This window comes from Parasphingomonas puruogangriensis, assembly GCF_036663635.1.
Classification (GTDB): domain Bacteria; phylum Pseudomonadota; class Alphaproteobacteria; order Sphingomonadales; family Sphingomonadaceae; genus Sphingomonas.
Genome location: NZ_JAXOJI010000007.1, coordinates 88,507 through 114,044, shown reverse-complemented (window position 1 = coordinate 114,044; position 25,538 = coordinate 88,507). Strand labels below are relative to the sequence as shown.

The window sequence follows — 25,538 nt, the reverse complement described above, 5'->3', positions numbered from 1 at the left end:
CAACCTTGAGCTCCCGCTTTCGCGGAAGAACGGAAAGGACATGGTCGTCGCAGGCTTGTCCACAAAATCTGCGGCAGATCTGAGGCTATTTCTTGCCCCGCGCCGATGGGCGCTTTCTCGGTGCCGCATCCGACTGCCGCCGGATCAGTGTGTAATCCAGCGTCACGTGCCGCACCTCGCCGCCGTCGCGCTTGGCGCGCAACATGCTGGTCAGCAGCTCGACCGCGGCGCGCGACATATCGGCGATCGGCTGGTGGATCGTGGTCAGTTCGGGCCAGATAGTCGTCGCCAGCGCGCTATCGTCGAACCCGCAGACGGTGAGGTCGCCAGGCACGTCGAGCCCGCGGCGGTGCGCCACCGCGACGGTCGCCGCGGCCATGTCGTCATTGCTGGCAAAGATGGCCGAGGGCGGATTATCGCGCTCGAGCAGTTCGTCCGCCGCGTCCAGCCCCGAATGGTACGTAAACAAGCCATCGGCGACGAGGTGTGGGTCGAACGGCATCCCCGCCCCGTCCAACGCAGCGCGATATCCCTCGAGCCGCTGCGCGCTGGCGGTAAGATTGGGGTTGCCGGTGATGAATCCGATCCGTGCGTGACCGAGCTCGATCAAATGGCGGGTCATTTCCTGCGCCGCGCCGCGATCGTCGATCGAAATCGCCGCACATTCGGCTGGCGGACAGCCGGTCGCCACAACCACGGTGGGCACGCGCGCTGCGATCAGCACGTCGAGCACGCTGCGGGAATCGCATAGCGGCGGCGGCAGGATCACGCCGTCGATGCCGCTGTTGATCATGCGCTCGACGACGCGCCGCTCATGATCGCCAAGTTCGCATTTCTCGACCACCAGCTGGATGTCCGAGCGCCCCGCCTGATCGAGGCTGCCGACGAGGAATTCGCTGAGATAGGCGGCACTGGGATTGGAATAGAGCAACCCGAGCCTGAGCTGGGATGCCCCTGCCAGGCTGCGCGCGGCGCGATTGGGCGCGTAGTTGAGCTGGACGATCGCCGCATTGACCGTGTCGCGCGTGGAAGCGCGCACATTGCTTTCGGCGTTAATCACGCGGCTCACGGTCATGGTCGATACGCCGGCTAGCGCGGCGACGTCGGCGATCGTCGGCGCGCCATTCTGACGGCCGGAACCGGCGCGAGGCTTGCGGGGCATCATGACCATGAACGCTTCATCACCGACCGTTAGCGCAGCGCATCAGAGATGTGCAAATACCATCCCAAACGAATTGTGGTAGCGCTAGCATATCGATCGGTTATGCTGCGGCAAAAGAGTTTGGGAGAGCGCTATGGGACGTATTCACCGATTATTGCTGGCCACGGTATTGTGCAGCACCGCGCTGACGGCAACCGCGCAGGAGCTCCCGGGCGTTGCCAATCCAACGCGCTGGCCGCAAGCAAAAAGCCCGCAGCTGATCGACGCCGCGACCGAAAAGAAGATCACTGCCTTGCTCGCGCGCCTCTCGCTCGAGGAAAAGGTCGGCCAGATGATCCAGGCCGATATCGGCGCGATCACGCCGGAAGACCTGCGCCGCTATCCTCTCGGATCGATCCTCGCCGGCGGCAGTTCGCCGCCGATCGGCAGCCCGGATCGCTCGCCCGCCGGCCCCTGGATCGCGACGTCGCGGGCGTTCAACGCGGTCGCGCTCGAACAGCGCCCCGGCCATGTCTCGATCCCGCTGATGTTCGGCGTCGATGCGGTGCACGGCAACAACAATGTGATCGGCGCGACGATCTTCCCGCACAATAGCGCGCTCGGCGCGACGCGGGACCCCGCATTGATCCGGCGCATCGGCGCAGTGACCGCCGAGGAGACCGCTGCTGCGGGGATAGACTGGGCCTTCGGACCGACGCTGGCCGTGCCGCAGGACGATCGCTGGGGCCGCGCCTATGAAGGCTATTCGGAGGACCCTGCGATCGTCGCCTCCTATGCCGGCGCGATGATCGACGGGCTGCAGGGCAAACCCGGCGCTTGGGGCATCCAGCGCGGCCAGGTCGCCGCCTCGGCCAAGCATTTCCTGGGCGATGGCGGGACGAAGGACGGGATCGACCAGGGCGATGCGCAGGTCGACGAAGCGACCCTGATCAAGATCCACGACGCGGGCTATCCCGGCGCGGTGAAGGCCGGCGCGATGACGATCATGGCCAGCTTTTCGAGTTGGAACGGCGTGAAGATGCACGGCAACAAAAGCCTGCTGACGGATGTGCTCAAGGGCCGGATGGGCTTTGACGGGTTCATCGTCGGCGACTGGAATGGCCACGGCCAGATCCCCGGTTGCAGCAACACCGATTGCCCGGCGACGTTCAATGCCGGGCTGGACATGGCGATGGCGCCGGACAGCTGGAAAGGCCTGTACGACAGCACGCTCGCCGCCGCCAAGGCGGGAACGATTCCCGCGGCGCGGATCGACGACGCAGTGCGCCGCATCCTGCGCGTGAAGATGAAGCTCGGCCTGTTCGATATGGCGCGCCCCTGGGAAGCGAAGAGCGACACGATCGGCTCGGCCGCGCACCGCGCGGTCGCGCGCGAGGCGGTGGCCAAGAGCCTAGTGCTGCTCAAGAACAATGGCATACTGCCGCTGAAGCCCAGCGCCAATATCCTCGTGGCGGGCGACGCGGCCGACGATATCGCGCGCCAATCGGGCGGCTGGACCTTGTCGTGGCAGGGCGACGGCAACACCAACAAGGATTTCCCCGGGGCGACCTCGATCTATGCCGGCATTGCGGCCGCCGCCAAGGCGGGTGGCGGCAGCGCGACCTTGTCGCCCGATGGCAGCTTCACCACCAAGCCGGATGTGGCGATCGTAGTGTTCGGCGAACTGCCTTATGCCGAGATGCGCGGCGACGTGCGCACGCTGGAATTCGAGCCGGGTGACAAGCAGGCGCTGGCCTTGCTCACCAAATTAAAGGCGGCGGGCGTGCCGACCGTTTCGGTATTCCTGTCGGGCCGGCCATTATGGGTCAATCCCGAGCTCAACCAGTCGGATGCGTTCGTCGCGGCGTGGTTCCCGGGATCAGAAGGCGCCGGCGTCGCCGACGTGCTGATCGGCGGCAAGCGCGATTTCAACGGCAAACTGGCCTTTAGCTGGCCGAAGACCGCCGGGCAGTTCGTGCTCAACAAGGGCGGCCCCAATTACGACCCGCTGTTCGCGTTCGATTACGGCCTGAGCTACGCCAAGGGTGCCCCGGTGACCCGCTTGAGCGAAGTCGCCGGGATCGACGCCAGCCTGGCCAATACCAGCCTGTTCTTCGCGCGCGGCAAGGTGCCGGCGCCCTTCACGCTCGCCGTCGATTCGACCGTGCAGCGCAGCGCGGTGGATAGCGCGACGACGCAGGAAGGGGCAGTGCAATTGGCCTGGACCGGGGCTGGCGCGGCGCGGATTCGCGGGCCCGAACTGGCGCTGGTGCGCGAGGTGAACGCCGATCTCAACCTGCAGCTGACCTATCGCACGGTAAAGCCGCCGATCGGCCCGGTGATGCTGTCTCTGGGCGGCGGCAAGGTGGATATTGCACCGATCCTGGCCAAGGCCAGCGGCTGGCAGGTACTGCGCGTGCCGCTCAAATGCTTCCGCGACAAAGGCGCGGCGATGGACACGGTGACCGAGCCATTCGCGCTGACCGCGAGCGCGCCGTTCGCCATCACCATTGCCGATCTACGGCTGGCGACCGACCCGGCCGACGCGGTGTGCCCACAATGAATGGTCCCACCCGACGCACGGTCATCGGGGGCCTTGCCGCCGCGACGCTCGCCACCCCGGCTTTGACGCAGGCCGCACCCGCCGGGCCAAGCGAGACCATTGCGCTGTGGCCGGGCAAGGCGCCCGGCGCACCCGCGGCCATGCCGACGCGTAAGGTCGAGCAGCGCTCCAGCGACCCCAAGTTCAACGATCGCTGGATCACCGGCGTGGATCGTCCGATGCTCGACGTGCGCCGGCCGGCCACGCCGGACGGCAGCGCGGTGATGCTGCTGCCGGGTGGGGGTTACGGCTTTCTCTCCTGGGACAATGAGGGGGAGGAACAGGCGCGCTGGCTGACCGCACGCGGCGTGACATGCTTCATCCTGAGCTACCGCCTGCCCGGCGAAGGTTGGGCCAACCGCGCCACCGTACCGCTGGCCGATGCGCAGCGCGGGTTGCGACTGATCCGCGCCCGCGCTGCCGCTTATGGCGTGGATCCGAGGCGGGTCGCGGTGCTGGGCTTTTCTGCCGGCGGGCATCTCGCCGGCAGCCTGGCGACGCGGCACGCCGAGGCGGTGTATGCGCCGGTCGACGCCACCGACCGGCTGTCGGCACGCCCCGATCTGGCTGGCTTGATCTATCCCGTGGTAAGCCTTGCTGCTCCCTTCACGCATGGCGGCAGCCGCGATATGCTATTCGGACCGACGCAGCCCCCTGCCCTGCTGCGCGCCGCCTCAGTCGAGACACGCGTCACGGTGGATACGCCGCCGATGTTCCTGTCGCATGCCAGCGATGACGGCTTGGTGCCGATCGCGAATAGCCTGGCATTGTACCAGGCATTGCTCGACGCCAAGCGACCGGCGGAGCTGCATGCCTTCGACCAGGGCGGGCACGGCTTTGGCGCACGCCTGCCGAAGACAGTGCCCGCCTCGGCCTGGCCCGACCTATTTACCGGCTTTGCGCAGCGCCACGGTGTGCTCGCCAGATGAAGCGCTGGCTCCTGCTGCTGATCGGCGCGGCGTTGATCGCAGCGGACGCGCCGCCTTATCGGAGCAGCCCGGAGCGCCGCACCGTCGTTGAAACACGTGACTGGGGGCCGTGGGCCGGACCGTTTCGCGCCAAGCTGGTGCCATCCCTGATGCAGGATTTCGGCGAACGCTACATCTATGCCGCCGCCAATGCGGCGTTGCCGGCACCGACGACGCGCGAGCAACGCGTGGTTTTTTTCGGCGACTCCATCACGGACATGTGGGATCTGGCGCACAGCTTCCCGGGCAAACCGTACGTCAATCGTGGCATCGGCGCGCAGGTCAGCGCGCAGATGCTGGTGCGCTTCGAGGCGGATGTCGTCGCGCTGCGGCCGACCGCGGTGATCATCCTCGCCGGCACCAACGATGTGAGCGGCATGTTGCAGATCGAGACGCCGGAGACGATCCTCGCCAACATCACCGCCATGGCCGACATTGCTGATGCGCGCGGTATCCGCATTGTCCTGTCGTCGCTGCTGCCGGTGAACGACTATACAGACAATGCGCGATACATGCTGAAAGACCGTCCACCGGCGACGTTGCGGACGATTAACACCGCGCTGCGCGCCTTCGCGCGCCGTCGCGGCTATGGCTACGCCGATTATGCCGGTGCGATGACCGACGCGCACGGCTTGCTGCAGGCGGAACTGACCCGTGACGGGCTCCACCCGACATCGGTGGGCTATGATTGCATGGCCCCCATTGCCAGCGCCGCGATCACCCAGGCGTTACGCCAGCGTGCGCCGACGGCGCCCGCTCAGACCAGCGCCCGATAGCTGAAACTGCCGAACGTGGCCGCGCCTGTTCCGGCGGCATAGAATCCGGGGCGCAGGCTCAGAAATCCGTCCGCTACATTGTGATTGTACCCTGCCACTTCTACCGAGCGATCCTTGATCCATTGTCGTCCGTCGCGGCTGTAGAAGAACGTCACGACATTCTCGTCATTTAGCATCCTGAGAAACAAGCGCGAGGCGTCGATCTTGGCGCCGGGCGGCCACCGTTCTTCCTGGCCGATGCGATAGGCGTGCAAGCTGCCGGGCCCGACCCCCAGACCGCAGAACAGCTTGTCATTGTAGAACAAGGTCAGCCCGGCAACGGAGGCACCTTCAAGCTCGACCTCGACGACGATCTCGTACGAACGATCGCCGGCAACGAACAACAAGGGAGACGCATTGGCAGGGCTGGTGCCCTGTCCGATAATCCTCAGCTTGCCATTCGCTACGCGGGCGCGGTCGAGATAATCGGGCTGCGGCCGGAAGAAGGCCAGCTTGGTGCCGAACATGTCCGCCGAGAAGCCGGAAAGCGCCAGTCCATGGCGGCCTGCGGTGACACCGCGCGGCTTGGGCAGCGGACGCGACAGATCGCCGCCCCGCGCCCGCGGCCAGCCGTCCGCCGTCCAGTCGATCGGCTCGAGCAGCATTTGGCGGCCCAGCGTTCGGAAGCCGTTCTCATAGCCGTGATATACCAGCCACCAACTCCGGTCCGGCGCTTCGACCGCGGTGGCGTGACCGCGCGACCACCATGGTTCCGCCTTGTTCGTGGTGCGAACGATCGGGTTGTGCGGGCAATTGAACCATGGGCCGTGGATTGACCGGGCTCGGGCGACGACCACCATATGGCTGGTCGGCGGGCCAGCCGTCCCGCCCTGCCCCGAGAAGAGGTAGAACCAGCCGTCCTTGCGCAGCACCTTGGGGCCTTCGAGCGCGAAACCCTCGATGATCCAATCCTCCGGGATCGGCCAGCCGTCATAGACATGCTCCACCGGCCCCGCGACCGACAGGCCGTCGTCGCTGATCCGCACGCGGCCGCCGCCGTTGAAGAACAGGTAGCGTTTGCCGTCTTCACCGACGGCGTGGCCCGGATCGATATGATTATCGATCTCCATGTCGATCGGCACGCTCCACGGCCCCTTCATGCTCGGGGCATGGATCACATACGTCCGGAGCGGACGATCGCCGTCACTCAGCACGGGAATATAGATGAAGTACCGGCCGTCATACTTGGCGATGTCGAGCGCCCAGACCTCGCCGATCGGCGTGCGTAGCGCGGCCGTGAGCGGCGTCCAGTTTGCCAGATCGCGCGAATGCCAGATCGTGACGCCGGGATAATAATGAAAGGACGAGAAGGTCGCGTAATAATCCTCACCGTCTTTCAGGATGTTGGGATCCGGCCGATCGCCGGCCAGAACGGGATTGATGAAACGGCCGTCGCCCAGGTCGGCGCGGCGCTGTCCCTCGACACCCGGACGGGGCACGATGGCCGACGCAACGCGCGCGCCGGCGGTCTCGCCTTGCTCCCGAGGGTCGGCACGCGCCGGTGATACGGTCATGCCCGCCGATGCCAGCGCCATTGTCAGTGCTTCACGCCGGGTCGTGTTCATCGTGATGTCCGTCCATAAGTCATTGCCGGCGACACGAAACGGTCAGCGCGCTTGATGGGTACCGACCGGCTCGAGCGTGACGAGCACGACATCGTTGGTGCGCATCGGTACGCGTAACTGGTATTGCCCGTCCTTCGCGACGCGCACGGTGCGGGTGATCTCGGGCACGTCCGCTGTCAGGCGCCGCAGCTCGGCCTGTTGCGCGGCATCCAGCGCTGGCGGCGATCCCATCTCCAGATAGCGCGTATGCGCATCGTTGGCATGAAAGCCGGTGCGACGTACCGTGACGCGATAGCTGCCGGCAGCAAGGTGTGTCAGGCGCACGGCGGCATCGGATGCTGCTTGCGCCGGCAGCACCTTCGTAAAGAACGGACGATTGCTGACCGTTTGGAGCGGCTGCTGCCAGTTCCACAGCAGCACGGCCGTTCGCTTGGCCTCGGTCGCCGCCAGCACCTGATCATCGGCACTGGCGATCTCGCGACCGCGCAGCTGGGCAAGATATTTGTACGCGAACCAGGCGGGCTTGCGGATACCCTCACGGTTCATCAGGCCGAAACCGCCGTGAAACGGCGTCGGCGGTGGCCCGGCTTCCTCGAACAGGTCGCTATACGTCCAATAGCTCATGGCTTGAGCGTGGGGCCGCGTGGCGCGCAGCTTGGTCAGAATGTACGCGCCGCTGATGTAGGAATCGTGGACCGGGTCGCGCGGGTTGTAGCTGCTGCTCCATTCCGTGAAGAACAGCGGCAAACCGGGGAACTTCGACGCGTCGATCTGCGCCCGGACCCGACGCACATCGCCACTGACGGCATCGGGGTTGGTAGACAATTTGTTGTCGTCCTCTCCGCGTTCGTCGAGAAAGCCGCCGTCGACGCCATACGTGTGCGTCGTGACGAAATCGATCGGCACCCGCCGCGCCGCAGCATAGTCAAGCAGATCGGGCACCCATGCCGCGCCGGCGGTCGACGGCCCGCCGACACGCAGCGCGGGATCGATCGCCTTGATCGTGCGCGCGGTCGATTCATACAGCCGAAAATAGGCGGCCTTGTCGGCCTTTTCCCAGAAACCCGCGAGATTGGGCTCGTTCCACACCTCGAAATACCAGCGGCGCACCTCGGCGGCACCATAACGCTGGCGCACGTGGCGGACATAGGCAGTGATCAGCGCCGCCCAGCCATCCGCTTGCGGATGCGACGTATTGCCTTTCCAGTAGAAGATCGTCTGTTCCGACGTCTTGAGCGCAGCCGGCGTAAATCCTAGTTCGACGAACGGCCGGATCTTGCGCGCGAGCAATGCATCGTACAATTTGTCGATCTTGGTCCAGTCGTAGACGATCTTGCCGTCGCGACGCTGTACGGTGCCCAACGCATCGGTGAAGATGTCGTGGAAGCGCACATAGCGAAAGCCGAGTTCCGTCACCGCCGTATCGAGTTGCGCCAGACTATCTGGGCGGATCAGCGTGCCCGCATAATCTGCGCCGACTGCGAGATCGAACGACCGATCGATCGGCGCACCGGCCTTCGCGAGATCAATGTCGATCGATCGCACGGCGGTTGGCGCCTGCGCCGCAGCTGGACCGGCCAAGCCGGCCAGAGCAGCTAACAGGCGCGTGAGCGCCCACCGCGAGAGCAGCGTGCGTGTCTTGATCATATCGTTACCTGTAAGTCCCGCACACCAACTGCAGCGCAATGCTCGGCGATAAACTGTTCGTGCGATGGCATCGCGGCGGCGGTCTTGGCGACGATGTCCCGCAGATGCGCCATCAGCCGCGCACTTTCCATCATCGGCAACGCTGCCGCCAACGGATCGAAGGCCGACGGGCGAATGCGCTGACCCAGCAACACGGCGATCCAGCTATCAGGCGTGAACAGTTCGCCGGCTTCGCGCAACAGCCGCGCCTTACCCGACCACAGAGCCAGTTTGGCAGTCAGCGAGGGCGGCAATTCCATCGTCCGGCAGGCATTCCAGAACGGCGAGTCGCTGCGGTTCGTGGCGTGATAATGAAGGATGATGAAGTCGCGCACATGATCATATTCGCGCAGCATCAGGCGATTATATTCGGCGACCTCCACAGGATCGACGGCGCCGTTGGGGAACAGGCTCATCAGCCGGGTGATGCCCGATTGGATCAGATGGATGCTGGTTGATTCGAGCGGTTCGAGGAACCCGCCAGACAGGCCGATAGCAACGCAATTTCCCTCCCACAGCCGATCGCGGCGCCCGGCCACGAACCGCAATTGGCGCGGCTCGGCAAGCGGCGTGCCGTCAAGCCCGCCGAGCAGATCGCGCAACGCCTGGTCATCGTCGAGATGCTGGCTGGAATAGACATGGCCGTTGCCGACGCGGTGTTGCAGCGGAATCCGCCAGCGCCAGCCCGCGCTGCCCGCCGTGGCGCGGGTATAGGGCACCGCATCGCCGAGGCGCGCGCTCGGCACCGCCCAGGCACGATCGCAGGGCAGCCAATGCTGCCAGCTGGTGAAGGGCACGCCCAGCGTCTCGCCAAGCAGCAGCGCCCGGAACCCGCTACAATCGATGAACAGGTCGCCGTCGAGCCGCTGCCCGTCGGCCAAAGTCACCGCCTCAATCAAGCCGGTTTCGGGATGCTGATCGACCGTGACGACGCGCCCCTCGATCCGCTCGACGCCACCATCGGCAGCATAATCGCGCAGGAAACTTGCATAGAGGCCAGCATCGAAGTGAAACGCGTAGGACAAGGTCGACAGGACCGCAGCGGGGTTCGATGACGGACGGGTGAACCGGCCCTCGCGCGCGGCGACCGCCGACAAGCAATAATCCTCGATCGGGCCGGGATCGTACGCGGTCGCACCGTCATGCGTTTGGCGCAGCCACAGCTGATGGAAGGATACACCGCCGACATCGCGACCATGCACGCCGAACGGGTGGAGATACTCGTCGCCGAGCCGCGCCCAATTGCGGAATTGGATGCCCAATTTGAACGTCGCGCGGGTGGCGCGAACGAAGTCATCCTCGTCGATACCGAGCATGCGATTAAAATCGAGCAGCGAGGGGATCGTCGCCTCGCCGACCCCGATCGTGCCGATCTCGTCGGATTCGACCAAGGTCACCGAGACACCCGCAGCAGTCAGTCGCGACAGCGCCGCCGCCGTCATCCACCCGGCGGTGCCGCCGCCGACAATGACGACCTTACGGATCGGCTCGCCCGTAGCGCTCACGCGGCGATGCCGTGCGGCCCGAAGCCGTGCGTCTGCGCATAGGTCACCAGATCGCGATTGGAGGGTAGCCCGGCGATCGCCATATCGGCCTTGCGGCGCGCCTCGGCAAAAGCGCGCCGGGCATCGTCGTGGTAGCGATACACGCCGGCTCGGGCCGACAGATCGGTCTTCCAGCCCATGCCGTACAGCACATATTGCCAGCTCGCCTCGGTGAAGATGTCGACGCGTGGATCCACGTCGATCTCGCTCGGTGGCCGGAAGCGCCAGCGATCGAGCAGGTCGTGCAGGCTATCGGGGATTGACGATGCCGCCACATTGTCACGCCAGAAAGCGGAATCGCGGCGCTGCGTGATGCAATAATGCAGCTTGATGAAATCGAGCGCCCGTTCGTAGCGCTGTCGCATGATATGATTAAACTGGCGCGCTGACGTTTCATAGTCGCCGCCCCACGGAAACAAATTGGCGAGCATCCCGGCGGCGACCTCGGCAAAGACGATGCCGGTCGCTTCCAGCGGCTCGAAAAAGCCGCTCGACAGCCCGATGGCGACGCAGTTCTTGTGCCAGTTGATCTCACGATAGCCGGCGCCAAAGCGGAACTTGCGGCAGTCGAGCCGGTCCGACGCAGGGCCGATATAGGCGCGCAGTCGCGCTTCCGCAGTCGCATCGTCGGTATGCGCGGAAGAGAAGACGTGGCCGATCCCGCGGCGCGTATCCAGCCCGATGTCCCACACCCAGCCGGCGTCCTGCGCGGTCGAAATGGTGTAGGAAGCGATCGGCGCGTTGGCATCCGCATAAGGCACCTGCATCGCCAGCGCGCTGTCGCAAAACAGCGTGTCGCGGCACGAGCGCCATTTCATGCCCAGCGCCTTGCCGATCAGCTCGGCGCGAAAGCCGGTGCAATCGATATACAGATCGGCGTCGAGCACGCCATTGGCCTCGGTCCGTACGCCGCCGATCGCGCCGTCCTCAGTCAGCAGAACCTCGCTAACCCGGTCGGTGAGATGGGTCACGCCGTTGGCGACGCCCTGGTCACGCAACATCGCCGCCAGCGTGACCGCATCGAAATGGAAAGCGTAGTTGAGCGGGCCGACATAATCGGGGTGCGACGGCAGTTTCGGCGCGCGATGCGCATCCGCCGCCTTCTTCTGCGGGCCGCTGACCTCGTCCCAGTTTTCGGCACCGCCCACGCCGAGCAGCCAATAGGGCAGCAATTCCAGCCCGCCGGGTGCTTCCGCCGGCTGGAACGGGTGCAGGAAATGATTGGGGCCGGGCGTGCCCGGTGCGTGCTGCCAGTGAACGAACTTCGCGCCTTGCTTGAACGTCGCGCCACACCGTCGCACGAGTTCGGCCTCGTCTATGCCGATCGTCTGCAACGTGCGGCGGATCGTCGGGAACGTGCCCTCGCCCACCCCCAAAATGCCGATGTCGCTGGATTCCACCAGCGTGATGGCGACGCCACCGGGCCGATCGGCGGCCAGCCGCTTGGCCAGATAGGCGGCGGTCAGCCAACCGGCGGTACCGCCGCCGACGATCAGGATGCGCTTGTTCATCGGCTTTTCACTCGTGTGGACCTGTCGGCCGCCGACCGACAGGTGCCACGCTGGTCATCAGAAGGCCAGATTGATGCCCGTGCTGATCCGCCGGTCGCTCTGGAACCAGCTACGCCCGTACAATTTGCCGCCGGGATAGCCGCCCTGCAACGTGCGCAGCATCGAATTGGTGAGGTTGGTTCCCTGGACGCTGAAGGAGAAATTCTCCGTCACCTTGAAACGAACGCTCGCCTCAAGCTGCCCGTAATCGTCGCCATATACCGGAAGCGCAATCTGGGTCGAGGTCGCGGACTCGGCAGGGCCCGGAGCGCTGTAGAATGCATAGGTCGGATTGGTCCCGTTGGCGTTCGTGGTCTGCAGATACTTGGAGCGCCACGAATAGGCCAGACGGGCCGAAATCGCCTTGCGTTCGTACAACAAGGTCGCGTTGAAATTGTGCTTGGACAATCCCACCAACGGCGCGTCATTCTTGATGACGCCGTTGATATCCCGATAAAGATCGCCCGGGTTCTTGCTTTGGATGAAGGTGTAATTACCCTCGAAGCCAAAGCCCGCCAGCGCGCCCGGCAACATGTCGAAGAACACACGCCCGCCGACCTCAACGCCCTTGACCGTCGCGGCCTTGGGCGAATTGATATAGTCGGATGCGGCGGCGGTGACGTTCTCCGTGGTCCCGTCGCTGAACACCACGGTGGCCTGCCGCTGCGTCAGCGAATAGATCGGCAGATCGGTCAGCCGCTTGTAGAAGGGCGCCACGTGGAAGGTGGTGCCGTCCTTGGGATACCATTCGAACGACAGATCGAAATTGTTCGAAATCGTCGGCTTGAGCAGCGGATTGCCCGTTTCCGCGGTGAAGTTTGTGAAGATGCCGGGATCGCCCGTTATCGGATTGGGCGTCGTGGCCACGCCGACCGAACCGGACGCACGCAGCGCCTGGAAGGATGGAAGGTCCAGCGTGATGTTGTAGCCGGCGCGGATCTTGGTGTTCTCGGTCAGCGCATAGTCCAAATTGACCGATGGCAGGACATGCGTGAACGACGCTTTTCCAGAACGAGGCACGGTGGCACTCGTCAGCGTCACGGTCTGCCCGTCGCGGATGAACGTCGAGCTGTTCTGCTGGATGAAACCGCTGCCCTCGTTCTGCAGATGCACCACGCGGACGCCGACATTGCCGCCGATGCCGCGGCCGCCATCGGGCCCGAACCGCACCAGCGCATAGCCCGCCGTGGTGCGAGTCTTATTGTCGGTCCGCACGAGCGGCGGCTGCTGCGCGAGGCCGCCATAGGTGCTGCTCGGCAAAGGCCCGGAAGCGGAGCAATTATATTCGGTGCCCGCCGGACAGAAGCCGGCCGGCGGCGACGAGGTGAGCCCGGTGCGATCACCGAGATAGCTTCTGACCAGTGCGTCGGTCGGGAACATCAGGTTCGCCGGCAGCACGGCTTGGCCGTGGAAGAAGTCCTTGTAGACATGCGTCTCGACATCGCCAGGTGCCGCATTGGCATAGGTCAGCTGCGGGTCGCCGTTCCAGCCGCGGCCGAGCGCCGCCCAGTTATAGCCATTGTCGAAGTCGCGCTCGGTGCGCTCGGCATAGCGGCCGCCGACCTTGATCGAACGCAGGAAGCTGCTGTCGAACTTGTATTCGGCATCCAACTGGCCGGCGTCCAGTCGACCCGTATTGTCTTCGTTGTGCGGCATGCTGGCCGTCCAGAAATAGCTTGCCGGGTCGCTGAGCGTCGCACTGGCGGACGCCGGCAAGCTGACCACCGGCAAATCGCCGCTCAGGTCCAAACCAAAGCCTGCTGGGAAGGCCACATCGCGGAACACGTCGAGCCGGTCATAGATGCGCGTCGAGGACACACGCTGGATCGACCCCTTGATCGCCAGCGGGCTGTCGGCCGGCGCCCAGTTGAAGCTCAACGAGTAATCGCGCGTCGTCGTCTTGCTCTCGTACGCGCCCTTGTTGCCGCCGCTGTTGATCGTGCCACCCGGCAGGAAGGTGACGGGATCGCGATTGAAGAAGGCGGGCGAGGAAATCAGCACGTTGTTGGCGTCAAACTTGCTCACCGTCGGATCGACCGACAACGTCTGCGACTGTACCAGGGCACCCCAATCGCCCGAGGTATTTTCATAACGCGACTGGAAGAAGGTGCCGGTCAGCGTCAGCGAATCCGATGGCGCCCATTGGATGGCGCCATAGATGCCGGTGCGGGTGCGCTGGAACTGCTCCTCGCCATAGGTATAGCCGCCGGGAATGTAATAATCCTCGCCGCTGATCCGTGTCTTGAAGAACGGCTCTGTGCGGAAGAAATGCGAATTGCTGCTCAGCCGGCTATAGGCATAATCCCCCAGGATGCCGATCTCGCCGAGCGGCGTTTCCCACTTGTTGCTGACCAGGATGGAGCCGGAAAGATCGGCCTTCTGCGCCAGATCGCCCATGCTGAGCTCGCCCGTAGCGGCGACATGAAGTCCTTTAGAAAAATCGAACGGCAATTTGGTGCGCAAATCGATCTGGCCACCGGTGCCGCCCTCAATCAGGTCCGCCGTCGACGCCTTGTAGACATCCACTGCCGACATCAACTCGGGGGTCACATCGGCGAACTGGAGCGCGCGACCGCTGCTGGCGCTGAACACTTCGCGACCGTTTAGGCGCGAGGCTACGCCGGTCAGGCCGCGCACCTGGATGCCTGAGCCTTCGACCGAGAAGTGATCGGGATCATTGAGCGCGGCGAAGCGCACGATCGTCACGCCGGACACACGCTGCAACACCTCGGTGATCGAATTGTCGGGCAGCTTACCGGCATCATCGGCGACGATGGAGTCGATGATCGTCTCACTATTGCGTTTGCGCGCATCAGCCTGCTCCAGCGCGGCGCGACGACCGGTGACGATGATCTCGTCGCCGGCGCCAGCATCCTGGCCCGTATTCTGAACGTCGGCAGGATCGGCAGACCCCGCGCCGCCCGCAACGACCGCCGGACTGGTATCGCTGCCACGCAGCACTGCCGGCTGGCTCGCGCCCGCCATCGCCGGCGTCGAAACCGCAGCCACACCGATCGCGAAACACGACACGCTTCCACGCAACGCCGCAGCAAGCGTGAGACGGCTCGCACCGGTCCCGTTATTGTCTGTCATCCCCGGTCCTCTCCTGGTCGCCATTTCAGCGATCTAGCAAGCGCATGTTAGCGCTAACCAATCTATTAGTGTTTTTGCCGCGATGTTGCAACAACTTTCATTTAGGGATGGCAGAGCGCTATCGTCTCAGGCGAGCTGGTATCACCGGCCCAACAGGCGGCACATGATCGGGAAGGCTTTGGGACCGAGCACGCGGGCCCGTACGATGGGCGCTAATGGCGCCGACCTGACGCGGTTGACCCGTTCGCCCAGCAACGATGTGGGCAACAGCAGGTCGCCAGGAAGTTACCCGCGCATGCGCTACCCCCGCAGCCAGCAAATGCCGCGGGCGAATATCTACCCCAAGCGGTTCCACCACAACCGTACCGTCTCATGGAAAACATCTCTGCTACGCTCAAGCAGCAGGTCTCCGCGTTGCGCACTAACAGAGAAAAACATTATCGCTGGCCGGATCACCCCAGGTGGTGATTTGAAATAGGGGAACGGACACACGCGCTCGGGGGGCGAGGCGTGCCGGTGCCCTACTGCACACCGCCTGATGATCGGTGCGTTCGGTCTGACAGTCCGCCCGTATAGAACCGGTGATCCGCATGAGTTGGCCGATCATCCAGCTTCGGTGTCTGCTAAATCTCTGAACGATCACTGATACGGGGTGGGCCTGCAATACCGCCTCGGCTACCGTTATATTCTGCTACAGTTCGATAGCGGTCACTGCTGAACAGTTCGCTACCCTACGCGCTGCTTCAATTGCCGCACCGCATGGTCGGCGGCGCGCGCAGTAAGCGCCATGAACGTCAGTGATGGATTCACGCACGCTATCGAGGCCATCTGTGCGCCATCCGTTACGTACAGATTGGCGGCGGTATGGGCCTGGCTCCATTCGTTCAACACCGACGTACGGGGATCCCGGCCCATACGTGCGCCGCCCATTTCGTGGATCGCATCCCCGGGCACATGCTCGCTTTCCGTGCTTTTCACGTTGGTCAGGCCTGCCGCCTGTAACATTGCTTCACCCTGCGTTCTGGCGTCCGTCATCATGCGCAACTCATTGTCGCGGAAACGTACGTCGAAGCGCACCAAGGGCACACCGAAGCGATCCGCTTTGGACTGATGCAGCGAGATCCGGTTGTCCGCATAAGGAAGGCATTCACCGAACGCGCCCATGCTGAATTTCCAGGGCGCATATTGTCGCATGCCCTGTTTCATCGACGCACCGAACCCGACGGGGGCCGCCGGATTGCGGTAGGCACCGCCCTGATAGCCATAGCCGCGCCTGAAACCGAGCCCCTCGTCTCCACCGATATTACGGAAACGCGGGATATAGACCGCGCCCGGCCGCCGGCCATATTCGATAAACTGGTCCATCCCGGGGATGTCGCCCTCAATCCCGACCCGGAAGATATGATCCATCACGTAACGGCCGAGGGTTCCGCTTGCATCGAAATGACTGCGATCGCTGCCCGGCGCGCGCGAGTTCAACAGGATCTGCGTCGACGCGATCGCCGATGCGCAAAGGAATACTAGGTCTGCCTCGACCGTCTGGGCCTGCTCCGTCTTGGCATCGATGAAGCGCACGCCGGTCACGCGCTTGCCTGCTGGATCGTAAATCAGGTTGGTTACCACGGCGTCCGATTTCAGTGTCAGCCGCCCGGTCGCGCGGGCGGCGGGCAGAGTCACGGCCTGAGTTGAGAAATAAGCGCCAAACGAACAGCCGTTGCTGCACTGGTTGCGAAACTGACACTTCGTCCGGTTCTGCTCCGGCTTGTCCTCGGTCATATTAGACAGCCGCGTATGGATCAGCTTGCGGCCTGGAAATTTGGCTTCGAGGCCCTGTTTCAACCATTTCTCGGCCACGTTCATCGGAATCGGCGGCTGGAATTCGCTGTCAGGCAGATACGGCAGATTTTCTCGCGAGCCAGACACGCCGATATATTTCTCAACATAGCTGTACCACGGCGCGACGTCGTCATAGCGGATCGGCCAATCGCCATCCACGCCGTCGCGCTTGTTGGCTTCGAAATCCTCGGGACTCCAGCGGAAGCACCAGCGCCCCCAGATGATCGATTTTCCGCCTACCGCCGCAGGCCTGATCCAGTAAAATTTGCTGCCCTCGTCATGGGCATAGGGGTTCAGTCGGTCATCATTGTAGAATTCGCGGTTGCTGGGCGCGAGATAGCCGTGTTTGGCGATGAAATAATCGCTTTCAACCAATGACTTGGGCATGATGTTGCGCGCTGGGACCTCATAGGCGGGCTTGCCGTCATAGGTATAGCCTTCGCCATGCTCGACCATCTTGCCGCGATCGAGCATCAGGACCCGCAGTCCCTTCTCGGTCAGTTCCTTGGCGGCAAAGCCGCCGCTGACGCCCGATCCGATGACGATCGCGTCGAACCTGTTGGTCGATGCCATGTTCTATCCTTCTTTATACCGGTCAGAAGCGCAGCGCGCGGAGTGTCCGAAAGCTCGTGGCGATGTCGGGAAGATACGGCGCCGGCGCCTGGTCATTCTCGACATAGAAATGCCGCACGCCAGCGCTGCCCCCAAGCTTGAACAGCGCGGCGAAATCGATTGTCCCCTGCCCGACCGCCGCCATGCTGCGATCGGTGCGCATGTCCTTGACGTGATAGGCGTAGAGCCGCGGCGCGAGCCGCCCGATCAGCGCTGTCAGGTCCTCGCCGGCATGCGCAGCCCAGTAGAGATCGAGTTCGAGCTTCACGAGCGTCGGATCCGTTTCCTTGAGCAGCCGATCGTACAGGCTGACGCCCCCCGGCCGCACGGTGAACTCGAAGTCGTGATTGTGATAGGCGAACCCCAGCCCGACCCTCCTCAGATCCGAGGCGAAGCGATTGAAGTTCGGCAACGCGGCGTTCCAGCCCTGCTCATTTCGATGCTCCTCGGTCATGTAGGGAAGCACGACGGTCGTGGCGCCGAGCGTTTTGGCCATCGCCACCGACGGCTCGAACCGCTGCAGCAATGCGTCATAGCTGATATGGATGGACGGCGCGGTCAGGCCGAGCCGGACCATCGTCTTGCGGAGCATCGCATGGTCCATGCTTTCATAGCCGCCACCACCGAATTCGGTCTCGCGGTAACCGATCCGCGCGACTTGCTCGAGCGTACCGACCGGGTCCTTCGCGAAGATGTCGCGCACCGTGTAGAGTTGGAGCCCGATCGCCTTTAGTCGCGCGGCGGAGGCCGCCGGAACGAGCGTAAGCGCCGACGCCGCGCCGGCGCCGACGAGCAGGTTTCTGCGGCTCACGATCATGCGGAATACACCTTGTTGATCTTGGAATAAGGGAAGGCGCCGTCATACTCACCCGGCACCGGCAGATATTCGCGCTCCTGCGTCATGCCGATCTCCGACGTGTAATAGCCAGTGATGACGAGTTGCCGGAATGCTTCGAAGAAAACCCCGCCCGACGGCAGCTGGTCGTTCATCGCGAGCGTGAGGAGCGCATCGTGCTGCGCGGCCGTGGCCTGCCCGGCGGGCACCTTATACTCTGCTAGACTGCGCGCCTCGATCGCATCCAGCCCGGCCAGGATCGGCATCCGGTCCGCCGGCTCGGCCCAGTCGGCAAGCAATTTCTCGATATAGGACGGCACGCCCGCGGCGATCGCCCCCGGCGTATCGGTGGTCGGCAGCACGCGTTCGCTGAGCGCAGTCATTAACGCGCGCTGCGCCGGCGTGAACACTGCAATGCTGGGGGGGCCTTCGCTGATGACGGGCACACTGGCCGCCGCGCCGGGCGCCGGGCCCACCCCGGCGGCGCGCGCGATCGGCGCGAACAACGTGGCGCCGAACATGCCGACGACGCTGGCCAGCGCGGTCCTGCGATCGATCATTTGCCGTCCTTCCTCAAATCCTGCGCGATCGCCGCCGCGGGCAGCGGACGGACCCAGATGTTGCGGAACGCCACCGGGGAGTCGTGATCCTGCAGCTGGATCGGCGCCGCATCGGCATGCGCCGTGTAGCTTGCGACCTTGCGCCATATCGTCGTGCCGAGCATCGCCTGGTGGTTCTGTACCAGCACGCCGTTAAGCAGCGCGGTAACATAGGCTGGGCGGACCAGCTTCCCGTCGGGCGCAAAGCGCGGCCGTTCGAACACGATGTCGTAGCTCTGCCATTCGCCCGGCCGGCGCGCGGCATTCACCAGCGGCGGCTTCCAGCCATAAACCGCGCCGACCGTGCCATCGGCATAGGTCGGGTTCTGATAGCCATCGAGAATTTGGACCTCGTAGCGCTGCATGAACCAGATGCCGCTATTGCCGCGGTCCTGCGAGCCCTTGGTCGGCGGATTGGGCGCGCGGAATTCGAGATGCAACTGGACGTCGCCGAAGCTCCGCTTCGATACGAGATTGTTCTCGCCGCCGCTCCGGGCGCGCGACGGAATCGTCAGCGCGCCGCCGGCGATCGGCCAGGCCAGACGGTCCGCCTTCCACGCATCGGTCGATCGCCCGTCGAACAGAACGATGGCGTCGGCCGGCGGACCACCGGGATTGGCGGCCGGCGTGACCACCGGCGGCGCGGGACGATCCGCATCATGCACGCGCCACTGCCCGCCCGGCAGCATCGGCGTGTCCGTGAACCCCGGCTTGTCCTGCGCCGCGGCCTGCGCCGCCACTGCCGCCAGCATCAGACCTGCCACCAAGCGATTGTTCATGCCCGCTCCCGTCATGCCGCGTCGATCGCGCGATAGGCGGCGATCAGCCGCTCTTCGCCGGCGCGTCCGGCGATCGAATTGCCATGTTCCATGCCGATTACCCCGGCATAGCGCTTCGCACGCAGCCACTTCACGATCGAGGCGTAATTGATCTCGCCGGTCGACGGTTCGTTGCGTCCTGGATTGTCGCCGAACTGCAGATAGCCGATCTCGCTCCAGCACGTGTCGAGCGTCGCGATCAAATTCCCCGACTGGATCTGCTCGTGATACAGATCTGCGAGGATCTTCACCGCCGGGCTATCGACGCCGCGTGCAACCGCAAACCCCTGCGCGATCGTCTGCATATAGACGCCGGGATGGTTGGTCCGCGTGTTGAGCGGCTCCATCACCATCGCTATCCCGTGTGGCGCGACGATATCGCCGGCGCGGCGCATCACGTCGATCACCCGCGCGGTCTGGATATCGACCGGCAGCTTGGGGTCCATGAACCCGGTGACGACGGTCATCCGCGTCGCATTCAGTCGTTTGGCGACCGCGATCGAGCCGCGGATGTCGGCCAGGAACTCCTCGCGCTCTGCGCCGTCATCGGCGCCCAATAGCGGCCGCGACTTGGCCCATTTCGGCATGCTGGCGACGAAAACGCCCATCGTCATGCCGCGCTCAGCCAGCGCCTTGGCCATCCGCGCCTGCTCGCCTACTGGGCGCGCCGCAGCTTCATTGTCTTCCCAAGCGGTGAAGCCCTGATCCGCGGCAAAGGCGATCTGCTCGATTAATCCGCCGCGACTGGCAAAGCTGCCCTCGTGCGGCGCATAGCCGAGCGAGAATCGCGCAGGGTTGCCGCCCCGGCGCTGGGCGACGAGCGCGGCCGGCACCAGCGACGCGGCGGCGCCCCCGGCGATCAGCGAACGGCGCGAAAGCGTCACGCGACCAGCGCGATCATTTCGCGCCCTCCGCCTTCAGATAGGCGATGATCGCCGCGCGTTTGGCCGGATCGGGCGTTGCGATCGGCATACGGGTGCCGGGGACCATCTTCGATGGCGCGGCAAGATACGCGTCGAGCGTCTTCTCGTCCCAGCGCAGTTTCGATGCTTTCATCGCCGGGGAATAATTGAAACCGGGCGTCGTCGCGGCCGCACGCCCGACGACGCCATGCAGGTTCGGCCCGATCCCGTTCTTGCCGCCTTTCGGAACCGTATGACAGGCGCGACACACCGCGAAGGCCGGCGGCGCGGTCGCCGTCGATTGCGCGGTGGTGGGTGCCGCGCCTACGATCATCGCCGCCGCCATGACGCTGCCCGCGCCCAGAATGATGCGCAGTTTCACCCCTTGTCTCCCGTATCCATCAATGTCCATTTCCGGTCGGCGCTTGCATTGCCAATTACCGCCTCGATGAACCGCATCGTGCGCAGCCCGTCGGCCACGCCCGGAAACCGGCGCTCGCCGCCGCCGCGGATTGCCACGGCGAAGGCGCGATACAGGTTGGCGAACGCCTCGATATAGCCCTCCGGATGCCCGGCAGGCGTGCGAACGAGCGCCGTCGCGCGATCGTCCAGTCCCGGTCCGCCGGTGCGCACGATTTCGCTGGGGCGATCGGGCCAGCGCAACGTCAGCGTGTTGGGCTCCATCTGGGCCCAGTCGAGCCCGCCGTGTTCGCCGTAAATCCGCAGCCGCAGTCCGTTCTCCTCGCCCGCCGCCACCTGGCTGGCTTTCAGCACTCCGCGCGCGCCGCCCGCGAAGCGCAGCAACGCGCTCACGTCATCGTCCAGCCGCCGCCCCGCGACATGCGTCGTAAGATCCGCCGAAACCGCTTCCACCGCCAAGCCCGAGACATGCTCGACAAGCTGAAACGCGTGCGTGCCGATATCGCCGAGGCACCCGCCGAGCCCGGCGCGTGCGGGATCGGTGCGCCACTCGGCCTGCTTGTTGCCCTCCGTATCGATCGGCAGGCTCAGCCAGCCTTGCAGATATTCGACCTCGACCAGCCGGATCGCGCCGAAATCACCGCGCGCGACACGTTTGCGCGCCTCTTCAATCAACGGATAGCCGCTATAGGTGAACGCCAGCGCGAACTGACGCCCGCTGGCATCAGCGGCTGCGGCGATTGCCTCTGCCTCGGCAACGTTCATCGCCATCGGCTTTTCACAAAAGACATGGAAGCCGGCCTCCAGCGCGGCGATCGACATCGGCGCGTGCAGATGGTTCGGTGTGACCACCGCCAGCGCCTCGATCCGCTCATCCGCCGGCAACGCCTGCTCTCCGGCGATCATCGCCTCGAACGACGGATAGACCCGCTCTGCGTTCAGCCCGAGCAAGTCGCCGGTCCGCACGTTGCGTCCGTCATCGCTGCTGAATGCGCCAGCCGCCAGCTGCCAATCGCCGTCCAGCGCGGCCGCCATTCGGTGGACCGCCCCGATAAACGCGCCCTCCCCGCCGCCGACCATGCCGAGCCGCAATCGCCTCACGGCTGCTCCTCCAGGCCGAGCAGCGCGCGGATCGCCGCGCGATCCACACCGCTCGCCGCGAAGTCGTCGAACGGCCGCTTGGTCAGATGGATGATGTGATCGCGGATGAACGGCGCGCCCTCTCGCGCCCCGTCCTCGGCCCGCTTCAGCGCGCACTCCCATTCGAGCACCGCCCAGCCCTCATAGCCATATTGCGCGAGCTTACTGAAAATGCCGGAGAAATCGACCTGCCCGTCGCCGAGCGAGCGGAATCGCCCGGCGCGATCGACCCAATTCTCATACCCGCCATAGACGCCCGACCGCCCGGTCGGGTTGAACTCGGCATCCTTGACGTGGAAGCATGATATCCGCTGGTGATAGCGATCGATGAAGTCGAGATAGTCAAGCTGCTGCAAGACGAAATGCGATGGATCGAACAGCAGCCGCGCCCGTGGATGATGGTCGACCGCGGCCAGGAAACGCTCCCACGTCGCACCGTCATGCACGTCCTCGCCCGGATGCACCTCGAACGCGCAATCGACCCCGGCTTCCTCGAACGCGTCGAGGATCGGCGTCCAGCGCCGCGCCAGCTCGGCGAACGCTTCCTCGATCAACCCGGTCGGCCGCTGCGGCCAGGGATAGACATAGGGCCAAGCCAGCGCGCCGGAAAACGTCGCATGCGCACTGAGCCCGAGATTGGCGCTCGCCTTGGCCGCCAGCTTGACCTGCTCCACCGCCCAGGCCTGCCGCTCAACCGGCTTGCCGTGCAGCTCGGGCGGCGCGAACCCGTCGAACAACGTGTCATAGGCAGGATGCACCGCCACCAGCTGCCCCTGGAGATGGGTCGAAAGTTCGGTGACCTCAATTCCATGCCTGGCGAGGCCACCTTGGAGATCATCGCAATAGCTCTGGCTTTCGGCCGCCAGCTTCAGGTTGATCAATTGCGTAGTGCACGGGATCTGCACGCCGACATAGCCGAGAGCCGCAGCCCATTTGGCAATCCCGTCCAGGGTATCGAAAGGCGGCTCTGACCCCAGGAATTGCGCTAGGAATATCGCAGGCCCCTTCATCGCCGTCATGCCGCAACCTCCCGCTTGGTGTCGTCGCGAAAGGTCAGCTGGAACAACAAGGCGATGACGGCTGCGGCAATGGCGGGATACCACCACATATGCTGCCAATCGGCGACGCTCGGCGCGGCGGGTAACTGCGCATAGAGCAGCGCGCCGATTTGCGATCCAAGCAGCATACCGACACCATAGGTGAACAGCGTCAGCATTCCCTGTGCCTGAGCGTTCACGCCCTTGGGCGTGGCGATCGTGCCGGTATATATTGCGCCGGCGACGAAGAAGAAGTCGTAGCACACCCCGTGCAGCGCGACGCCGAGATACACCGCCCATAGCGACGAGCCGCCATCGCCGATCGCGAACAGGGCATAACGCGCCGCCCAGGCGATCATGCCGACCAGCAGCAGCGGCTTCACTCCGAACCGTCGATACAGAAACGGCATAGAGAACATGAACACCAGTTCCGACATCTGCCCGATCGCCAGCGTACCGCCGACATTGCTAATCCCGGTCGCGCCGACATAAGGCGAGGCGTAGGCATAATACATGGCCAGCGGGATCGATATCAACGTCGCGCAGGTCATGAAGATCAGGAATGAGCGCTGCTTAAGCAGTCCGAACGCCTCGACACAGAACACTTGCCGGATAACGCTCTCATTGCGCGCCGCGTCCGACGCGACGTTCGGCAGCGTGAAGCTGTACAGCCCGAGCGCGATCGATACGACGGCCGCGACGCGGAAGATCTGCGGGCTGGCGGACAGTCCGGCCCAACCGATGATTAACCCAGCGGTGATCCAACCGAGCGTACCGAAGGCGCGAACGAACGGAAATTTGTCGGTGCGCTCTCCAAAGCTCTTCAGCGCGATCGTGTTGGCCAGGCCTACCGTCGGCATATAGAGGATCATGTAGCCGAGTAGCAGCCAGACGAAACTATTGCCTGCTGCGGGCGTCACGAACGACGGCAGTGCAAACAGAATTGCTCCCCCAATCAGATGCAGGATAACCATTAGCAGGCGCGGGCTGACATAGCGCGCGGCGGCCATCCCGAGCAGGAAAGAGCCGGCGATCGAGGCGATCGGGCCGACCGAAAAGGCGTTGCCGATCAGATTGCCGATCCCGACCGTCTGCATGACGAGGCCGAGCGTCACATTCCAGGCGCCCCAGACAAAGAACTGCATGAACATCATCGCGCTCAAGCGGCCTGTCAGCACGCCGCCCGCAGGGGCCACGCCTGCGGCGGGGAATGCTTTGTCTGCAACGGCCATTCGCACCTCTCCGATCGCAGTTTTCCTGCTTGTCAGGCCGAAAGCTACGAAGCCGCAACATGAATGTAAAGGATTACATCGGCGCTATATCGAAACGGCGCCGGAGCATATATGACCACCCAATGACGACGATCATCGAAGTGGCCGCACTGGCGGGAGTATCCACCGCCACGGTGTCGCGCGTGCTCAGCAGGCCTGAGCAGGTGTCGGAAAAGACGCGTCAGCACGTGCTCGCGGTCGTTCACTCGTCAGGTTATACCCCTAACGTAGCGGCGCGCAGCCTGCGCACGCTGCGCGCCGCGAAAATCCTTCTGACCGTGCCCGATATTTCCAACGCGTTCTTCGCGAGCGTCATCCGTGGTGCGGAAGAGGCTGCGCGCGACGCGGGCTATTCAGTCGTCGTCGGGGATACGCGGCATGATCCGGAACTTGAGGATCAATATGCCGACATGCTCTCGCGCCGCGAGGTCGACGGACTGATCTTTCTCGGGCACCGCCTGCCCGCCAGCCTCGGCCCACTGCTATCGCGCCAAGGCGCCGCTGTGCCCATCGTCAACGGCTGTGAATATAGTCCCGACCTCGGCGTCCCAAGCGTCCACATCGACAATGCCGCAGCCAGTGCGGACGCGATCGACCATTTGATCGGTCTGGGTCACCGCAGCATCGGGGTGATTACCGGCCCCGAAATCAGCCCGATCAGCCGCGACCGTCTCGCCGGCGCGATGCGCGCCGCAGAGCGCCACGGCTTGCAGGACGGCCTGCACGTCCGCATCGGCAACTATGCTGCCGGCTCTGCCTTCACCCACACAGGCGATCTGCTCGCCCACCAGGTCACAGCGATTTTCTGTTTCAGCGACGAAATGGCAATGGGTGCACTCAGTGCGATTAGCGCGAACGGTCTGTCGTGCCCGACGAACGTTTCGGTCGTCGGCTTCGACGATCTCCCGCTCGCGCGCTATTTTCAACCGCCGCTGACGACCATCGCACAGCCCAAGGGGCTGATCGGTCGCCGCACCGTCGAGTTGCTGGTCGGCATCTTGCGCGGCGTGGGATGCGCGGTGCAGCAGGAAACGTTGCATCACGAACTTGTCGTGAGAAATAGTACAGCCGTTCCTGCGGCGGCATAAACCTATTGGTAGGAAA

The 25,538-nt window shown here is 64.3% G+C and carries 19 protein-coding genes; 4 read left to right on the top strand and 15 right to left on the bottom strand.

Features of this window, described 5'->3' with window-relative positions:
• Positions 1-85 precede the first annotated feature (85 nt).
• Complete coding sequence (locus U1739_RS16280; protein ID WP_332709786.1) at positions 86-1,162, bottom strand: LacI family DNA-binding transcriptional regulator; 1,077 nt, start codon at positions 1,160-1,162, stop codon at positions 86-88.
• Between the two features lie 133 nt (positions 1,163-1,295).
• On the opposite strand from U1739_RS16280, the gene U1739_RS16275 reads away from it, so the two are divergent.
• The 3 genes from U1739_RS16275 to U1739_RS16265 are packed head-to-tail and all read left to right on the top strand — an operon-like array spanning position 1,296 to position 5,487.
• Positions 1,296-3,704 carry a glycoside hydrolase family 3 protein gene (locus U1739_RS16275; RefSeq protein WP_332709630.1) on the top strand — a complete coding sequence of 803 codons (2,409 nt, stop codon included), beginning with the start codon at positions 1,296-1,298 and terminating at the stop codon, positions 3,702-3,704.
• Positions 3,701-4,672 carry an alpha/beta hydrolase gene (locus tag U1739_RS16270; protein WP_332709629.1) on the top strand — a complete coding sequence of 324 codons (972 nt, stop codon included), beginning with the start codon at positions 3,701-3,703 and terminating at the stop codon, positions 4,670-4,672. Before U1739_RS16275 ends, U1739_RS16270 begins: the two co-directional genes overlap by 4 nt.
• Positions 4,669-5,487, top strand: coding sequence for a GDSL-type esterase/lipase family protein (locus U1739_RS16265; protein WP_332709628.1), 819 nt, complete (start codon positions 4,669-4,671; stop codon positions 5,485-5,487). Before U1739_RS16270 ends, U1739_RS16265 begins: the two co-directional genes overlap by 4 nt.
• Here U1739_RS16265 and U1739_RS16260 read toward each other — a convergent pair.
• From U1739_RS16260 to U1739_RS16195, 14 genes are all read right to left on the bottom strand, one after another.
• The gene (locus U1739_RS16260; protein ID WP_332709627.1) at positions 5,469-7,091 is read right to left on the bottom strand and encodes a family 43 glycosylhydrolase; all 1,623 of its coding nucleotides are present in this window, start codon (positions 7,089-7,091) and stop codon (positions 5,469-5,471) included. The genes U1739_RS16265 and U1739_RS16260 overlap by 19 nt on opposite strands.
• A gap of 42 nt (positions 7,092-7,133) precedes the next feature.
• On the bottom strand, positions 7,134-8,738 hold the full coding sequence (locus U1739_RS16255) for a GH39 family glycosyl hydrolase (protein WP_332709626.1): 1,605 nt from the start codon (positions 8,736-8,738) through the stop codon (positions 7,134-7,136).
• Complete coding sequence (locus tag U1739_RS16250; RefSeq protein ID WP_332709625.1) at positions 8,735-10,282, bottom strand: tryptophan halogenase family protein; 1,548 nt, start codon at positions 10,280-10,282, stop codon at positions 8,735-8,737. The genes U1739_RS16255 and U1739_RS16250 overlap by 4 nt, the downstream gene beginning before the upstream one ends.
• Positions 10,279-11,832 (bottom strand): tryptophan halogenase family protein, encoded by a 1,554-nt coding sequence (locus U1739_RS16245; protein WP_332709624.1) that lies wholly within the window; start codon positions 11,830-11,832, stop codon positions 10,279-10,281. Before U1739_RS16245 ends, U1739_RS16250 begins: the two co-directional genes overlap by 4 nt.
• A 57-nt stretch (positions 11,833-11,889) precedes the next feature.
• Complete coding sequence (locus U1739_RS16240) at positions 11,890-14,964, bottom strand: TonB-dependent receptor (RefSeq protein ID WP_332709623.1); 3,075 nt, start codon at positions 14,962-14,964, stop codon at positions 11,890-11,892.
• A gap of 726 nt (positions 14,965-15,690) precedes the next feature.
• Positions 15,691-17,373: a GMC family oxidoreductase gene (locus U1739_RS16235; RefSeq protein WP_332709622.1), complete on the bottom strand. Its 1,683-nt coding sequence runs from the start codon at positions 17,371-17,373 to the stop codon at positions 15,691-15,693.
• Between the two features lie 22 nt (positions 17,374-17,395).
• The gene (locus tag U1739_RS16230; RefSeq protein ID WP_332709621.1) at positions 17,396-18,229 is read right to left on the bottom strand and encodes a sugar phosphate isomerase/epimerase family protein; all 834 of its coding nucleotides are present in this window, start codon (positions 18,227-18,229) and stop codon (positions 17,396-17,398) included.
• Positions 18,226-18,807, bottom strand: a complete 582-nt coding sequence (locus U1739_RS16225; protein WP_332709620.1) for a gluconate 2-dehydrogenase subunit 3 family protein — start codon at positions 18,805-18,807, stop codon at positions 18,226-18,228. The genes U1739_RS16230 and U1739_RS16225 overlap by 4 nt, the downstream gene beginning before the upstream one ends.
• A complete protein-coding gene (locus tag U1739_RS16220) occupies positions 18,804-19,625 on the bottom strand; it encodes a 3-keto-disaccharide hydrolase (RefSeq protein WP_332709619.1) in 822 nt (273 codons plus the stop codon). Before U1739_RS16220 ends, U1739_RS16225 begins: the two co-directional genes overlap by 4 nt.
• Positions 19,626-19,636: 11 nt before the next feature.
• Positions 19,637-20,548, bottom strand: a complete 912-nt coding sequence (locus U1739_RS16215) for a hydroxypyruvate isomerase family protein (protein ID WP_332709618.1) — start codon at positions 20,546-20,548, stop codon at positions 19,637-19,639.
• 13 nt (positions 20,549-20,561) lie between these two features.
• Entirely contained in the window at positions 20,562-20,912 is a 351-nt protein-coding gene (locus U1739_RS16210) for a c-type cytochrome (RefSeq protein ID WP_332709785.1), read from the bottom strand.
• A 32-nt stretch (positions 20,913-20,944) separates the two neighbouring features.
• On the bottom strand, positions 20,945-22,066 hold the full coding sequence (locus U1739_RS16205) for a Gfo/Idh/MocA family protein (protein WP_332709784.1): 1,122 nt from the start codon (positions 22,064-22,066) through the stop codon (positions 20,945-20,947).
• Positions 22,067-22,083: 17 nt separating this feature from the next.
• Entirely contained in the window at positions 22,084-23,145 is a 1,062-nt protein-coding gene (locus U1739_RS16200) for a sugar phosphate isomerase/epimerase family protein (RefSeq protein ID WP_332709617.1), read from the bottom strand.
• Positions 23,142-24,395: an MFS transporter gene (locus tag U1739_RS16195; protein ID WP_332709616.1), complete on the bottom strand. Its 1,254-nt coding sequence runs from the start codon at positions 24,393-24,395 to the stop codon at positions 23,142-23,144. The genes U1739_RS16200 and U1739_RS16195 overlap by 4 nt, the downstream gene beginning before the upstream one ends.
• A 122-nt stretch (positions 24,396-24,517) precedes the next feature.
• On the opposite strand from U1739_RS16195, the gene U1739_RS16190 reads away from it, so the two are divergent.
• Positions 24,518-25,522, top strand: coding sequence for a LacI family DNA-binding transcriptional regulator (locus U1739_RS16190; RefSeq protein WP_332709615.1), 1,005 nt, complete (start codon positions 24,518-24,520; stop codon positions 25,520-25,522).
• Positions 25,523-25,538 lie beyond the last annotated feature (16 nt).